Origin of the sequence: Nakamurella sp. PAMC28650 (assembly GCF_014303395.1) — a bacterium.
Taxonomy (GTDB): Bacteria; Actinomycetota; Actinomycetes; order Mycobacteriales; family Nakamurellaceae; genus Nakamurella.
Genome location: NZ_CP060298.1, coordinates 5,219,866 through 5,235,597, shown reverse-complemented (window position 1 = coordinate 5,235,597; position 15,732 = coordinate 5,219,866). Strand labels below are relative to the sequence as shown.

At 68.0% G+C, this 15,732-nt stretch carries 11 protein-coding genes; 9 read left to right on the top strand and 2 right to left on the bottom strand.

The window, feature by feature from the left end:
- Positions 1-111: 111 nt before the first annotated feature.
- Positions 112-1,104, bottom strand: coding sequence for a type IV toxin-antitoxin system AbiEi family antitoxin domain-containing protein (locus H7F38_RS23650; RefSeq protein ID WP_187092039.1), 993 nt, complete (start codon positions 1,102-1,104; stop codon positions 112-114).
- Between the two features lie 221 nt (positions 1,105-1,325).
- Between H7F38_RS23650 and H7F38_RS23645 the strand changes: the two genes are divergently transcribed.
- A protein-coding gene (locus H7F38_RS23645; protein WP_370531276.1) for an IS5 family transposase occupies positions 1,326-2,244 on the top strand; the annotation gives its coding sequence in 2 pieces (ribosomal slippage) (positions 1,326-1,676 and positions 1,678-2,244; 918 coding nt in all).
- A gap of 96 nt (positions 2,245-2,340) precedes the next feature.
- Here the strand turns inward: H7F38_RS23645 and H7F38_RS23640 are convergent.
- Positions 2,341-3,867 (bottom strand): MFS transporter, encoded by a 1,527-nt coding sequence (locus H7F38_RS23640; protein ID WP_187092038.1) that lies wholly within the window; start codon positions 3,865-3,867, stop codon positions 2,341-2,343.
- Positions 3,868-4,011: 144 nt separating this feature from the next.
- On the opposite strand from H7F38_RS23640, the gene H7F38_RS23635 reads away from it, so the two are divergent.
- The 8 genes from H7F38_RS23635 (at position 4,012) to H7F38_RS23600 (ending at position 15,719) form a co-directional block, all read left to right on the top strand.
- Complete coding sequence (locus H7F38_RS23635) at positions 4,012-4,623, top strand: TetR/AcrR family transcriptional regulator (RefSeq protein ID WP_222618289.1); 612 nt, start codon at positions 4,012-4,014, stop codon at positions 4,621-4,623.
- Positions 4,624-4,883: 260 nt separating this feature from the next.
- A complete protein-coding gene (gene metG, locus H7F38_RS23630) occupies positions 4,884-6,698 on the top strand; it encodes a methionine--tRNA ligase (RefSeq protein ID WP_187092037.1) in 1,815 nt (604 codons plus the stop codon).
- Positions 6,699-6,718: 20 nt separating this feature from the next.
- The gene (locus tag H7F38_RS23625) at positions 6,719-7,540 is read left to right on the top strand and encodes a TatD family hydrolase (protein ID WP_187092036.1); all 822 of its coding nucleotides are present in this window, start codon (positions 6,719-6,721) and stop codon (positions 7,538-7,540) included.
- 286 nt (positions 7,541-7,826) lie between these two features.
- On the top strand, positions 7,827-9,578 hold the full coding sequence (locus H7F38_RS26320) for a resuscitation-promoting factor (RefSeq protein ID WP_187092035.1): 1,752 nt from the start codon (positions 7,827-7,829) through the stop codon (positions 9,576-9,578).
- A gap of 325 nt (positions 9,579-9,903) precedes the next feature.
- Positions 9,904-11,748: a resuscitation-promoting factor gene (locus tag H7F38_RS23615; RefSeq protein WP_187092034.1), complete on the top strand. Its 1,845-nt coding sequence runs from the start codon at positions 9,904-9,906 to the stop codon at positions 11,746-11,748.
- Between the two features lie 231 nt (positions 11,749-11,979).
- Positions 11,980-12,843 (top strand): 16S rRNA (adenine(1518)-N(6)/adenine(1519)-N(6))-dimethyltransferase RsmA, encoded by an 864-nt coding sequence (gene rsmA / locus H7F38_RS23610; RefSeq protein WP_370531414.1) that lies wholly within the window; start codon positions 11,980-11,982, stop codon positions 12,841-12,843.
- Positions 12,840-13,754 (top strand): 4-(cytidine 5'-diphospho)-2-C-methyl-D-erythritol kinase, encoded by a 915-nt coding sequence (locus tag H7F38_RS23605; protein ID WP_222618288.1) that lies wholly within the window; start codon positions 12,840-12,842, stop codon positions 13,752-13,754. Before rsmA ends, H7F38_RS23605 begins: the two co-directional genes overlap by 4 nt.
- Positions 13,755-13,922: 168 nt before the next feature.
- A complete protein-coding gene (locus H7F38_RS23600; RefSeq protein WP_187094943.1) occupies positions 13,923-15,719 on the top strand; it encodes an ABC-F family ATP-binding cassette domain-containing protein in 1,797 nt (598 codons plus the stop codon).
- Positions 15,720-15,732 lie beyond the last annotated feature (13 nt).

Below are 15,732 nucleotides of genomic sequence, written 5' to 3'. Positions count from 1 at the left end.
CGCCGCGCCCCTCCCGCGCTTATCAACTTCGCCGGCGCTCATGATCGGGTCGACTCCTGTCACTCGAGTCCCAAAATGGCCACGATCATGAGCGCGGACGAGTCGCGTGGCTCAGTTGAACGGTGAGTCAACCCTCCAGCAGGTGGGGACGGGTTGCGGGCCTCGCAGCCGGGCGGCTTCGGCAGCGCGGAAAATGACCTCACCGGGATGATGGACGGCGGTGGACCACTGGTAGCGGGTGAGCCCGAAGCCCAGTCCGCGGAGCAATCGTTCCCGGTCCCGGTCGTCGGCGATCAGCAGTGAAGCGTCAGCTCGATTGTTGTATTTGATGGCGCCGTCGGCTTCGAGGATCACGCCGGTCTCGGGTATCAGGTGGTCGACCCGAAACCACTGACCGCCGGCGGGAATCCACACGTTCGAGAGTGGGGCCGGCAGAGCGGCCAGCAGAAAGGCGAACCGACCCAGGGTTTCCAGTGGACTCTCGGAGCGTTGGTCGGCGTGCTCGACCACCCAGCGTGCCTCGTTGATGCCGGGGTAGTGATCCATTCCTCGGGTGATGGCAGCCAATACTTCGCGCGATATGTCGCCGTGCAGAACCTTGTCGGCCACCACCAGGCCGTCCCGCGAACCGAAGTGACGAGCCACATCGATCGCGCAATGCGCAGGGCTCACCACCGGCACCCTGTTCCTGGTCGTGCGGTCGCGCATGGGCAGGGAACCGTGGCGAACCGTGCCATACGGGGTCAGACGGTGCCCGGTATGAGGGCTCCCGTGTCTGATTGCGGTCGGTAGCGCCGGTGGGTCGGAGATCATCGGAAGGCCGAGCACAGCGGCGGCGGCCGCTCCCGTCAGGAATGTTCCGTCCTGCGCGCCGGCGACAAACGCGATCGAACGCAGGCGGAACCTTTCCCACGGCGAAGCGTTCTCCATCGTCGCAGCGAGTGCGAATGCGGATTTGGCGAGGCGCTCCAGTTCGCCATGGTCCACCATTCGCCTGATGACACCCCTGGGGATGCCGGCCGCATCTGCATCACGCAGCTGGAACACCGGTCCGTAGACATCGTGCAGGATCGAGATCTGTCGCTGGTCCGCCCGTTTGCTCACGCGAACAAGTGTCTTCATCCGCGTCCAGCGAATCCAGGTCAGGACGAGAATTGTGGATGGCCGGACCCCATGTGGATGAATCGGCGCGCGGATGGGAGTGGCTCACCGACAGCAGGACGCCCCGCCGAATGCGCGAGGCATCGGGCGGGGCGTCTGGCTTGCGCTGATGAACTAGAGCGTGTCTGCTAATCAATCGGCGCCTCGACGTTGATGATCTTCCTATGGCGCGTACAGGAGTGATCTCGGACGAGTTCTGGGCGGTGGTCGAGCCGTTGATGCCGGCCTACGGTGGTCGGCGTGGCCGTCCGTGGAACGATCACCGCGAGATGCTCGAGGCGATCTGCTGGCGCTACCGGACGGGCTCGCCGTGGCGGGATCTGCCGACCGAGCTGGGTCGTTGGCAGACGGTGTGGGCACGGCATTTCCGCTGGTCAACCGACGGTACCTATGACCGGATCTTGGTGGCCGCGAAACGGGCTGGGTTTGTCCAGGACGTTGAGGGTGACGCCGTCATCGAGTTGCTGTCGGTGGATTCCACGGTGGTGCGCGCGCACCAGCACGCGGCCGGGGCTCGCAAGAGCGTCACCTCGGAGGTCGTTTCGACGGTCGAGCAGGACACAGGGGGCACCATCGAATGACAAGAATTTGCCGGTCGAACCCGCTGACCACGCGTTGGGCCGATCCCGGGGCGGTCTGTCGACGAAGATCCATTCCTTGACCGATCAGCGGGCCTGCCCTGTGACGGTGATCCTGACGCCCGGCCAGGCCGGCGACAATCCCCAGTTGGTGCCGTTGTTGGATCTGCACCGCCGGCAGCAGCGGGGCGTTCGGGCCCGCCGGTTCCGGGTACTGGCCGATCGCGCGTATTCGCATCCCTCCACTCGGAAGGAGTTGCGGCGCAGACGTATCGGCAACACCATTCCGCAGCGCAGTGACCAGCAGGCCCATCGTCAGGCGAAGGGTTCACGCGGTGGCCGCCCACCAGGATTTGAAGCCGAGGAGTACAAACGCCGCAACGCCGTCGAACGCGGATACGCCCGTCTGAAACAGTGGCGCGGCATCGCCACCCGCTATGACAAACACGCCCTGACATTCCTTGGCGGTGTCCATCTGGCCGCCAGCGTGCTGCACCTCCGCTGAATTACCAGACACGCTCTAGTCGACTCGCGTCACTCTCGTCCCAGAACCGTGACGTTGATGAGCGCCGACGATCTTGATAAGCGCGGGAGGGGCGGGTCAGGCGTGGGCGGCCTGGGCTGCTTCGGCCGAGGCGTCGAGCGCGGCGGCTTCGTCGTCGAGGTCGGTCACCGCTTCCGACGGCTTGGGCTGCGGGCGGATCGCGACCAGCACCAGGACGACCGTCACGGCCAGGAAGCACGCCGCGATCAGGAAGCCGCGATCGGCGCCGACGACGAAGGCATGCTGTGCCTTCTGTGCGGCCGAGGCCCCGGCGGGTGAAACCGCTGCGCGGGAGGCACTTCCGAACACCGTGACCAGAACGGCAAGACCCAGGGCCCCGCCGACCTGCTGCATGACGTTGACCAGGCCCGAGGCGGCGCCGGCATCGGCCGGTTCCACCCCAGAGAGCGAGGTGGTGGTGAGGGGGACGAACGCGAGACCGTTGCCGAGGCCGAACAGCACCAGCGGGAACAGCAGATCCAGGTAGCTGCTGGTGGCGTGCAACTGGGTCAGCCACAGCAGGCCGAGGGTCGAGGACGTCAGGCCGACCGCCATCACGGTCTTGGCCGGAATCCTGCCGGAGAGCACACGCGCGGAGACCTGGGACGCCGTGAACAGCACGATCGTCAGGGGTAGGAAGGCCAAGCCGGACACCACGGCCGAGTAGTGCAGCACTTCCTGGAGGAACTGCGTCAGGAAGAAGAACATGCCCATCATCCCGGCGACCAGCAACAGTCTGGCGACATAGGAGACGGCGCGATCCCGATCGGCGAACAGCCGCAGGGGGACGATCGGTGACTGGGCCCGGAGTTCCACGGCGATGAAGGTGGCCAGCAAGACGGCTCCGCCGGCGAAGGCGGCGACGGTGACCGGATCACCCCATCCCGACGATGCGGCACGGACGAATCCGTAGACGAGGCCCGTCATGCCAAGGGTTGACGTGATCGCCCCGGCCAGGTCGAAATGACCTCTGCGCCTGGCTGTTTCGGGGAGAACGCGGAGAGCGACGGCGAGCACGGCGAGGCCGATCGGGACGTTCACGAAGAGCACCCAGCGCCAAGAGACCCACTGGGTCAACATGCCGCCGGCGATCAGACCGACCGCGCTGCCGCCGATGGAGATAGCGGTGTAGTAGCCGATCGCGCGGGTGCGCTCGCGGGCGTCGGGGAACATCGTCATGAGCAGAGCCAACGCCGACGGTGCGGCGAGTGCCGCTCCGACGCCTTGGACGGCGCGGGCGGCCAGCAGCAGACCGGCCGACGAGGCGAATCCACCGAGCAGCGAGGCGACGGTGAACAGCGCGATGCCGGTCAGGAAAACCTTTCGGCGGCCCAGGATGTCGCCGGCCCTTGCGCCCAGCAGCAGCAGCCCGCCGAAGACCAGGGTGTAAGCGTTGATCACCCAGGACAGGCTGGTCGGGGTGAAGTGCAGCGCGCCGGAGATGTCCGGTAAGGCGATGTTCACGATGGTCGCGTCGAGCACGACCATGAGCTGAGCGGTCAGGACCAGTCCGAGGACCAGCAGTCGCCGGCGGGCGGCCGTCCTGGATTCGAGGATGGACGGGGATTGGATCACGTCGGTCATTCCTTCCACGCCCTCATCAGGCGTACTGTCGAAGCGGATGGTCCCTCCGGATCACATCCGGAGGGTGCCTCCGCTTAGAACTATACGGAGGTACCCTCCGGATGTGCAAGCGAATAGTCGAATTTTCTGCGTGAGGAGCACGAAGTGACCGGCCCCGTTGTGGTGCCACCGACGTCATCCGTGGCTGCGCGTCCGCTGCGGGCTGACGCCCAGCGCAATCGGGACAAGCTGATCGAGGTCGCCACGGCGGCCTTCACCGACTCAGGTGTCGACGTCGCCCTCGAGGAGATCGCTCGGCGCGCGGACGTCGGGATCGGCACTCTCTACCGTCATTTCCCGACGCGAGAAGCATTGGTGCTGGCCGTGTACCGCAAGCAGATCGAAGGTCTGGAGACCGCAGCGCGCGAACTCCCGCTCTCGCACGGTCCGTCCGATGCGCTCCGTCTGTGGATGCGGGGATTCGTCGAGTACGGCGCCGTCAAGCGTGGACTGATGGTCCTGCTGAAATGCATGATGGAGAGCGAGACCAACCTGTTGGATACCGCCAGAGCCATCCTGCTCGAATCGGCGGGCTCGCTGATGACCAGAGCGGCCGAAGCCGGCGAGATCCGTCCGGACTTCCAGCCGGGTGACGTGATCAGGGCCCTGGGCGGAATCTGCATAGCCACCGATAGACCCGACGCGGGTGCCAGTGCGATCGCATTGGTGGATCTGGTGTTCGACGGGCTGCGGTACGGGGCGCCGGCGGTCTCCTAGTCGTCAGGCGCGGTCCCAGGGCCGGCGGTTCCTCGGCCGGCCAGCTCTGCGCTCATCAACGGGTTGACTCGAGTCCCATCCGTACCAGAATGGCGACGTTGATGAGCGCCGGCGAAGTTGATCAGCGCGACACACGCGGCCGCCGGGGGACAGCCGGGGGACAGCCGGGGGAGCCAGGCGGGGGAGCGGGGTAGGGGAGCCGGGTGTGGGAGCGGGGGCGGCGGGCGGGAGTGGGTGCCCGGCCGCACTAACCTGATGCCATGAGCTCCATACTGACCGCGGTCGCCTGGCCGTACACCAACGGCCCGCGCCACATCGGGCACGTGTCCGGTTTCGGTGTTCCCTCCGACGTCTTCGCCCGTTACCAGCGGATGATCGGCAACGACGTCCTGATGGTGTCCGGCACCGACGAGCACGGCACGCCCATCCTGGTGCTCGCCGACGCGGAGGGCGTCGCGCCCCAGGAACTGGCCGACCGCTACAACAAGATCATCGTGGAAGACCTGCAGAAGCTGGGCGTCAGCTACGACCTGTTCACCAGGACGACCACCCGCAACCACTACGCCGTGGTGCAGGAACTGTTCCGCACCGTCCACCGCAACGGGTACATGGTCCCGAAGACGACGATGAGTGCGATCTCGCCATCGACCGGACGGACGTTGCCCGATCGGTACATCGAGGGCACCTGCCCGATCTGCGGCTATGGCGCGGCGCGCGGTGACCAGTGCGACAACTGCGGCAACCAGCTCGACCCGATCGACCTGATCAACCCGAAGTCCCGGATCAACGGTGAGACACCGGCTTTCGTCGAGTCCGAGCACCTCTTCCTGGATCTTCCGGCGCTGGCCGAGGCGCTGGGGCAGTGGCTGGGTACTCGCAAGGACTGGCGTCCGAATGTCATCAAGTTCTCCACGAACCTGCTGGCAGACCTCAAACCTCGGGCCATGACGCGCGATATCGACTGGGGCATACCGGTTCCGCTGGACGGCTGGCGTGATCGCAGCGACAAGAAGCTGTACGTCTGGTTTGACGCGGTGGTCGGCTACCTGTCCGCCTCGATCGAGTGGGCCAGACGCTACGGCTCGGAACCCGAGGCCTGGCGCAGGTTCTGGTCGGACGAGCAGGCCAGGCAGTACTACTTCATGGGCAAGGACAACATCACCTTCCACTCGCAGATCTGGCCGGCCGAGCTCCTGGCGTACGACGGCCGCGGCTCGCGCGGAGGCACGCCGGGCGTCCTCGGCGCGCTGAATCTGCCGACCGAGGTGGTCTCCAGCGAGTTCCTGACGATGAGCGGCTCGAAGTTCTCCACGTCACGCAACACCGTCATCTACGTCGGCGACTTCATCCGGGAGTTCGGCCCCGATGCGCTGCGCTACTTCATCGTCGCGGCCGGCCCGGAGAACCAGGACAGCGACTTCACCTGGGACGAGTTCGTGCGGCGCAACAACTTCGAGCTCGCAAACGAATGGGGCAACCTGGTCAACAGGTCGGTGTCGATGGCGCACAAGAATTTCGGTGAGATCCCGGCGCCCGGCGTCAGGACCGAACTGGATCGCGCGCTGCTGACGGCTTCCGAACAAGGCTTCGCCGTGGTCGGGGATCTGTTGGGCCGCAGTCGGTTCAAGCAGGCCATGGCCGAGGCGATGCGGGTGGTCGGGTTGGCGAACAAGTACATCTCCGACACCGAGCCGTGGAAGCTGGGTGCGGACGCCGTCCGTCAGGCGACGGTGCTGCACACCGCGCTCCAGGTGGTCGACGACGCCAAGACGTTGCTGACGCCCTTCCTGCCGCATTCTTCCCAGAAGGTGTTCGAGGCGCTGGGCGGCGAGGGTGTCTGGGCGGCGCAGCCGGAGATCCGTCAGGTCACCGACTTCGACGACGACGTCGAGGGTGTCGGGGCACCCGCAGTCCGTGACTACCCGGTCCTCACCGGGGACTACCGCCACCAGCTCGCCGTCTGGGCCCGCCGGGACATCGTGCCGGGCACGAGGTTGTCCAAGCCCACCCCCCTGTTCCCCAAGCTCCCCCCGGAGCTCGGCGAGACCGGCCCGAGCTGGGCACCGATCTCCTGACGATGGTGCTGCACGAGTCGATGCGCGACCGGTCCCTGGCGCCGGCCCCCGAGCCGTTGCCGTTCCCGGTGGCCGACGCCCACACCCACCTGGACGCCTGCGGTTGCGAGAACGCGGAGGATGTCGGCGCTGCGATGGCCAGGGCGGCCGCGGTCGGGGTCACCAGGGTGGTCACCGTGGCCGACGACCTTGAATCGGCGGTGTGGGCGGTCGAGGCTGCGCACTGGCATCCCGACCTGTACGCGGCGGTGGCGCTGCACCCCACCAGGGCCGATCTGCTCGACGGCGTGGTCAAGGCGGAACTCGAGCGGCTGGCTGCCGACGAGAAGGTGGTGGCGATCGGCGAGACCGGTCTGGACCACTACTGGGAGGAGGCGCCCCACCGTGCCCAGGCCGAGGCGTTCGCGTGGCACATCGACCTGGCCAAACGCACCGGCAAGGCGCTGATGATCCACGATCGAAACGCCCACGAGGCGGTCTTCGAGGTGCTCGACGCAGAGGGAGCGCCCGAGCGGGTCATCTTCCACTGCTTCTCCGGTGATGCGGCGATGGCGAGCCGCTGCGCCGACGCCGGGTACGTGATGTCGTTCGCCGGCCCGGTCAGCTTCCGCAACGCGGTGGATCTCCAGGAGGCGGCCCGGCTGGCACCGACGGATCTGATCCTGGTGGAGACCGACGCCCCGTTCCTGACTCCCCATCCGTTCCGGGGGAAGCGCAACGAACCTTTCGCACTGCCCTACACGCTCAGAGCGCTGGCGAAGGTACGCGGCCAAGATATGGCGGAGCTGTGTGAACAGGTGAGTCGGACCACAGGTCGGATGTACGGCATATGGGTGAATTAAGCACTCAACCTGAATAAATCCCCGTTCCACGGCAACCCTTCGGCTGTTGCTGAGGGTTCCAGAGGTTGCCGACCTGTGCTCTGGCCGTTACTGTCCCGTGATAACAGCCGGGATGGGGAAGTCCCGGGTGCATCGGGGCAGGTGCTGTCCGCGCCGTCCATCCGCAGTCCGGATCGCGCACTCAACGCCTGCCCTTGTCATGTCCGCCGCACTCCCGGTGTCCACCGGTGGCGCACGTCGATGCACCTCGTCCCCCTGCCCGAACGGTACGAGGTATGGATGTGACTTGGCTCCCAGCAACGAAGCGCCCGATTCGCACGACGAATCGGCGCAGGCCTTCTTCGATCAGTTCGGAACCTCTCCGCAGACGGATGGGTCCGACATTGCCCCCCTCGGCGACGAGGCGGCATCGGAGAAGCTCGACGCCTCCCCGGCAGCTGGTGCGGCCGCCGCAGCAGGCCCCCGTGCAGAAGCTGTCACCCCCGTAGAGGCCGAGCCTCACGCAGCAGCCGAGCATCACGTAGCGGCCGAGCCTCACGCAGCAGCCGAGCCCGCTGCAGCGGCCCTGGCTCTGCCGGCCGAGCCGGTCGCCAAGACGAGGAGTCGTCTCCGCAAGCCCGTACTGATCGGTGTGGCCGCCCTGGTGTGCGCCCTGACGGTCGGCGGCGGGACGGTGGCGGCGATGGCCAAGACGGTCACCATCTCGGTCGACGGAACGCAACGTCAGGTGACGACGCTGGCCGGGTCGGTCGACGGAGCACTGGCCGCGGCCGGTCTGAGCGTCACGTCGCACGACACGCTGGCCCCCGCCGGTGGCGCCTCCATCTCCGACGGCTCGCAGATCGCCCTGAACCGTGGCCGGTTGTTCACCGTGACGATCGACGGCCACCAGCAGACGATCTGGACCACGGCGCGGACCGTCGACCAGGCGCTGGCAGAGATCGGCCGCAATCCGGCCGACTTCCAGCTGTCGGCCAACCGTTCCCGCTCGATCCCGCTGGACGGCATGAAGATCACTGCCGCTTCGCTGCACACCGTCCGGGTGGGTCGGGTGGGTGGTGCCATGGACAGCGTGACATCACCCGCCACGACTGTGGCCGCGCTGCTGGCACAGCAGGGCATCAAGCTCGGCCCCGACGACCGCGTCTCACCGGCGCTGACCACGGTGCTGTCCGACGGCGTCCAGGTCACCGTGCGTACCCTGCCGACGGTGCTGATCGCCGACGGAGCCGGCAAGGCGTCGTCCAGGGTCTCCGACCTCAAGACCGTGGGTGATCTGCTCAAGGCGCAGGGCATCAAGGTCGGCAAGGACGACGTCGTGGCGCCGGCCGTGTCCACCGCCCTCACCCAGGGCCTGAGGATCACCATCACCAGGGTCGGTTTCCGCCTGGTGACCCGGACGCAGGTGGTGGCCCAGCCCGCCGACCAGACCGTTGACGACAACTCCATGGATCAGGGCACGTCCAACGTGACCCAGCAGGGTCAGGCCGGTGCCATCTCCATCACGTACCGGATGAAGATCGTCAACGGCAAGGCCGGTGCCCCGCAGGAACTCGGCCGCAAGACGACGAAGATCGCCATGGCCACGATCACCCACGTCGGGACCTATGTGGCGCCCCCGGTGCAGACCACGGCACCGGCGCCCAGTACGAGCGCCGCCCCGACGTCGGCCGCCGCACCGGCACCGACGTCGTCCGCGTCTCCTTCGACGGTGAGCAAGGCAGCACCGTCCACGTCGAGTTCCAGCTCCGGAGGGGCGGCTCCTGGGAGTGCGGCCTACTACGACAACCCCAGCCACTGGAGCGTCAACTGGGACGCGATCGCCAATTGTGAGTCGACCAACAACTGGGCGATCAACACCGGAAACGGTTATTACGGCGGTCTCCAGTTCGATTCCGGAACCTGGTTGAGCAACGGTGGCGGGCAATATGCCTCCCGGGCCGATCTGGCCAGCAAGGATCAGCAGATCGCCATTGCTGAAAGGGTCTACGCGTCGCGCGGACTCGGTCCGTGGTCCTGCGGATACGCCGCCGGCTGATTCCACCGGGCTGGGCGTGACGTCCTGCGCCGCAAGATGTTGAGCTGACGAGAAACCCCGAATTCCCGCAGAGGGAATTCGGGCCTTCTGTGTTGATCGCTATATCCGATGTGACGGGCGCACGACCGGCGGCGCCCTGGATTGCTAACCGTGACGATATCCGTTACTGTTCTGTGATAACAGCCAGGATGGGGATCCTGAGCAGGTGTCGAGGTGGTAGGCCATTTCTTCTCGATGGTCGTCCCCATTCGGATGACGCGATCGGGCGCGTGCAGACGGCGATGACCAGCCCCCTGCCTGGGTTCGACCACGTAACGGATGGCACGTGAGCAAGCACCATGCGGTCGAGGACGAGCCGCAGTCCTCGGACATGTCCTGGATTCTCGGACTGGCCCGTCCGGCCGAAACATCCATTGCTGCACGCTCTGACGCCCCGGCGCCGTACTACGGCTCGTTGGTGGCCAGAGCCCCGCGCCACGCCGCACCCGCTGACGACCTCGACGAGGTGCGCCCGGAGGTCGGGAACACCACCACAGAGCCGGCCGCCGCGCAGACGGGTCCGCTCGGCCGCATCTCCGCCGAGCAGATCGACACGCTGATCGGTCGCCTCGACGGTGTCGACGCGACACCGGAGGCCCCCGAGGCGTCAGCGGAGCCGGATGCCCGGCAGGCGCCCACCGCGCAGCCTGAGGACCCCACGCGGCCAGAGGAACCCATCGATGTCGGGTTTTCGCTCCTCCACACGGCCGGCGACGAGCACGACACTGCACCGGACGAACGGTCAGCACCGGTCGGAGACGACCACGACGATCACGAAAACCTGGACGACCCCGACGGCTCGGACGACCACGACGACCACGACGGGCACGACGGCCACCAGGGCCGCAACCGGCCCGGAGGTGCTGCGGCACAGGAGGATGCTCCCGGAGAGCAGACCGGTCCGCCGCACGAGGTCGTCCCGCGCACGAACACCTCCTCGGCGCGACTGGTCACTCCGCGCCGCGGTTATCTCCGCAAGCCCGTTCTGCTGGGTGCGGCTGCTGCGTTGTGCCTGCTGACCGTCGGCGGCGGCACGATGGCCGGCGGCACTCTGGGCGCCACCGCAACCGGTGGTCAGCCTGCGACCGGCAAGACGGTGTCGATCGTCGTCGACGGGCGGACCGAGCGGGTGAGCACCGCCTCCGATTCGGTCGCCGGTGCGTTGGCGACGGCCGGAATCACGCTCGACAGCCATGACTTCCTCGCCCCCGGTGCGGCGACCCCGATCTCCGACGGTGCGACGATCGTGCTCGACCGTGGCCGCCTGTTGACCCTGACCATCGACGGGCGACAGCGCCAGATCTGGACCACGGCTCGCACCGTCGACGAGGCGCTGGTCCAACTCGGCACACGAACGTCCGATTGGTCGCTGTCGGCGAACCGCTCGCGGGCCATCCCGCTGGCCGGGCTGGCGGTCAGCGGCGCCACTCTGCATACCGTGGCCGTGGCGGTCGGCGGCAACGCGGCCCAGTCCTCGACGACGACTGCCGCAACGGTCGGGGAGCTGCTCGCCCAGCAGAAGGTCACCCTCGGGCCACACGACACGGTGTCGCCGGCACCGGGCACCACACTTTCCGACGGGCTGGTCGTCACCGTCGACCGTGTGGTGGTCAGCAGCGCCAGTTCGAGGATCGCCCTCCCGCAGCCGGCTTCCAGGACCGTCGACGACGCGACCATCGTCAAGGGGACGACGAAGCTCACCCAGGCGGGCCGGCCGGGCAGCGAGCTGATCACCTACACGGTGACGTCGGTCAACGGCCGGCAGACCGCACGGACCGAGAAGAGCCGCCGAACCGTGGTCGCACCGGTGGGAGCCGTCACGCACATCGGAACCAAGTCGAGCTTCACCTACGTCGGCAGCGAGGTGTTCACCAACGACACCAGTTTCGGCGTCAACTGGGACGGCCTGGCCATGTGTGAGTCGACGCACAACCCCACGGCGGTGAACGCGAATCCGGCCGCCGGACTGCCGACCTACGGCATGTTCCAGTTCGACCTGCCCACCTGGGCCTCCGTCGGGGGATCCGGAAATCCGATCGATGCCAGCCCCGAGGAGCAGCTGATGCGGGCCAAGATCCTGTTCCAGCAGCGCGGTCTCGAGCCGTGGGCGTGCCGGGACTCGGCCCACTGATCCTGCCGCGCACACCGCCCCTCTCCGCGACACCGATGCGGCCCCCCGAACTCAGATGGTCCGGGACCACCCGGCCGAGCCCGGTGCCCGGTGGTGGCCACCTCTGCCGTGCCACCCGGCCGGTCGCAGCGTGTGAGGATGGTCGTCGTGAGTGATGACAGTCCTGCCCGGATCCCGGCGGAGCTCTCGGCGGGGTTCCCTGGCGAGAGCTCCGGTGGGCCGAGCGCGGAAATCACCCTGCTCGGTGCGGCCGAGGTCCGACGTCTGGCGGCCCAACTCGATCTCCGTCCGACCAAGTCGCTCGGTCAGAACTTCGTCCACGACGCGAACACGGTGCGCCGGATCGCGCTCGCGGCCAAGCTGGACCGGGCCGGCCACGTCCTGGAGATCGGACCGGGGCTCGGCTCGCTGACGCTGGCGCTGCTCGAGGTCTCCGCGACGGTCACCGCGATCGAGATCGACCACCGGCTGGCCGATCTCCTGCCGACGACGGTTGCCGCGCACGCCCCGGGCCGCGTCGGCGACCTCACGGTCATCACCGCCGATGCGATGACGATCCTCGGTACCGACCTCGCAGGCGAACCCACTTCACTGGTGGCCAACCTCCCGTACAACGTCGCGGTCCCCGTGCTGCTGCATCTACTGTCCGAGATCCCCTCCCTGCAAAGGGTTCTGGTGATGGTGCAGGCCGAGGTCGCCGATCGGCTGGCCGCCCCGCCCGGATCGAGGACGTACGGCTCGCCGAGTGCGAAAGCGGCCTGGTACGGATCGGCGCGCCGGGCCGGAGCGATCGGGCGTTCGGTGTTCTGGCCGGTCCCCGGAGTGGATTCGGCACTGGTGGCCATCGACCGACATGCCGTCCCGCGTGCCGGCGATCGCAAAGCCGTGTTCGCCGTCATCGACGCAGCGTTCGCCCAGCGGCGCAAGACCTTGCGGGCCGCGCTGTCCGGTTGGGCCGGCTCCCCGGTACGCGCCGAGGAACTTCTGCGCGCGGCCGGGGTCGATCCCGGGCTGCGGGGCGAGATGCTGGACGTCGACGCCTTCGCCCGGATCGCCGAGGCCAGGGCGGCCGCGGACCTGCAGGTCGGCCCGTGAGCCGCGTGCTGCACCTGCCGGGCCGGGTCACCGTCCGCGTGCCGGGCAAGATCAATCTGTATCTCGCCGTGGGGGAGCTGCGGGACGACGGCTACCACGACCTCGTCACGGTCTTCCACGCCGTCGACCTCTGCGACGAACTGACCGTGACGAACGCCCCCCGGCACACCGTCCACACCCAGGGCGCGGTCGGCGTACCGGCCGGCGCGAAGAATCTGGCCGGGGCCGCGGCCAGACTGCTCACCCGGAGGACCAGGGCGGGCGGACCGGTGGCCATCGAGATCACCAAGCAGATCCCCGTCGCCGGCGGGATGGCCGGCGGTAGCGCAGACGCAGCCGCGGCCCTGATCGGCTGCGCGGCGCTGTGGGGGCTGGAGCTCAGTCGGGACCAGATGTCGGAGATCGGCGCCGAGCTCGGGTCGGATGTTCCGTTCGCGCTGGCCGGCGGCACCGCCGTCGGAACCGGTCGGGGGGAACGGTTGTCGCCGGTGCTGGCTCGGACCCCGCTGCACTGGGTGCTGGCGCTGGCCGATTCCGGTCTGTCGACGCCGGCCGTGTTCGCCGAGCTCGACCGGCTGCGAGCCAACGCGGAAACGCCGAGAGTCGGTGCGGTGCAGGAAATGCTGACCGCCCTGACGAGCGGGGACCCGAAGGCTGTCGGGGCCGCGCTCGGCAACGATCTGCAGGCGGCGGCCATCTCGCTGCAGCCCGGCCTCCGCCGGACCCTGCGTGCCGGGATCGCCGCGGGCGCTCTGGGCGGCGTCGTTTCCGGGTCGGGTCCGACGGTGGCGTTGCTGTGCGCCGATCAGGCTGCGGCCGGCGAGGTCGCCGCCGAACTGGCCGGATCCGGCACCTGTCGCGCCGTCCGGGTCGCCGCCGGCCCCGCGCCGGGAGCCAAGCTGATCTCCTAGACCGCCGTGGTCCCTCCGCCGGATCCCCTGGCGCAGGGACTGGGGGCGGGAATCAGCCACGGACCGACGGGCGCCCCGACACCCCCAGCACGATGTCACCAACAGCACGATGTCAGAAGCAGCACGATGTCAGAAAAGCACGATGTCAGAAAAGGAACGTTCCACCTCATGGCCAATCTCGTCAATCTCGAATCCGCCACCGTCCTCCACGGCGTGCGCGCCGTGCTGTCCGAAGTTTCGCTCGGTGTCCAGACCGGTGATCGGATCGGCGTTCTGGGCCTCAACGGTTCCGGCAAGACCACCTTGCTGACGGTGCTGGCCGGGCTGGTCCCCCCGGACTCCGGACGGGTCGCGACCCTGCGGGGGGTGACCATCGAGGTGGTCACGCAGTCGGATCGGCTGGAGCCGGGCGCGAGCGTCAGGGACATCGTGCTCCATACCTTCGGCGAGGGCGACCATGGCTGGGCGTCGGACTCGTCGGTCCGCAACATCCTGGACGGTCTGGGTCTGGCCAACATCGGGTTGGACACGCTGGTGGACAACCTGTCCGGAGGTGAGCGTCGCCGGGTGGCGCTCGCCGCGGCATTGGTCACCGACGCGGATCTGCTGATCCTGGACGAGCCCACCAACCACCTGGACATCGAAGGTGTCGCCTGGCTGGCCGATCACCTGCTGGCCCGCCGGTCGGCCCTGGTCGCCGTCACCCATGATCGCTGGTTCCTCGACGCCGTCGCCAACACCACCTGGGAGGTGGTGGACGGCACCGTCCACATACGTGAAGGTGGCTACTCGGACTGGGTTTTCGCTCGCGCGGACCGGCTCCGGTTGGACCGTGCGGCCGAGGAGACCCGAAAGAATCTGGCGCGCAAGGAATTGGCCTGGCTGCGTCGTGGCGCGCCGGCCAGGACGGCCAAGCCGAGGTTCCGCATCGAGGCCGCCGAGGCGCTGATCGCCGACGTCCCGGAACCCCGGAACACCGTGGAACTCCACAGTTTCGCGCGCAAGCGACTCGGCAAGGACGTCCTGGACCTGGAGGACGTGACGGCCACCGTTCCGACGCCGGCCGGTGACCGGGTGCTGCTGGACGACGTCACCTGGCGGATCGGTCCCGGCGACCGGATCGGGCTGGTCGGCATCAACGGATCGGGCAAGTCCACGCTGCTCCGGGTGCTGGTCGGCGATCGGGAGGTGACCAGCGGCGAGGTCAAGAAAGGCAAGACGGTCTCCGTCGGATACCTCTCGCAGGACGTCGTCGAGTTGCCGGCCCAGCTGCGGCTGCTGGAGGCCGTGACCGAGATCGCCGGCACCGTCAACCTCGGCGGCAAGGACATCTCGGCCGGTCAGCTCGCCGAGCGGTTCGGGTTCACCAACGAACACCAGTGGACCCGGGTGGCGCAGCTCTCCGGCGGTGAGCGTCGTCGTCTGCAACTGCTCCGGATCCTGATGGCGGAGCCGAACGTCCTCGTCCTGGACGAACCGACCAACGATCTGGACACCGACACGCTGTCCTCGCTGGAGGACCTGCTGGATTCCTGGCCCGGCACGCTGATCGTCGTCAGCCACGACCGGTACCTGATCGAGCGCGTCACCGACGACGTGGTGGCCCTGCTCGGTGACGGGAAGATCACCCACCTGCCGGGTGGCATCGCCGAGTATCTGCGCCGTCGGGCGGCGGTCGAGGTCGGTTCGGTCTCCGGCGCGGTCGGTGCCGCCGGCGTGGGCGCCTCCGGGGCGAGCCTGGATGCGGCCACCACCAGGTCACTGCGCAAGGACCTGCAGCGGTGGGAGAAGAAGATGGAATCGTTGTTGCGCAAGGAGAAGGAGCTGCACGCGAAACTAGCTACCGTCGGCGCCGACTACGAGGCCGGCGCCGACCTCAACGCCCAGCTGGTGGTCATCGCTCGGGAGAAGGACGAGGCCGAGACCGGCTGGATGATCGCGGCCGAGGCCCTCGAGCAGAGCTGACGCATGGATCAAC

What these genes read in the sequence shown, in the direction of transcription:
- H7F38_RS23640 (WP_187092038.1), bottom strand. Translation starts at nt 3,867, where the DNA reads ATGACCGACGTGATCCAATCCCCGTCCATCCTCGAATCCAGGACGGCC.
- metG (WP_187092037.1), top strand. Translation starts at nt 4,884, where the DNA reads ATGAGCTCCATACTGACCGCGGTCGCCTGGCCGTACACCAACGGCCCG.
- H7F38_RS23625 (WP_187092036.1), top strand. Translation starts at nt 6,719, where the DNA reads ATGCGCGACCGGTCCCTGGCGCCGGCCCCCGAGCCGTTGCCGTTCCCG.
- H7F38_RS23600 (WP_187094943.1), top strand. Translation starts at nt 13,923, where the DNA reads ATGGCCAATCTCGTCAATCTCGAATCCGCCACCGTCCTCCACGGCGTG.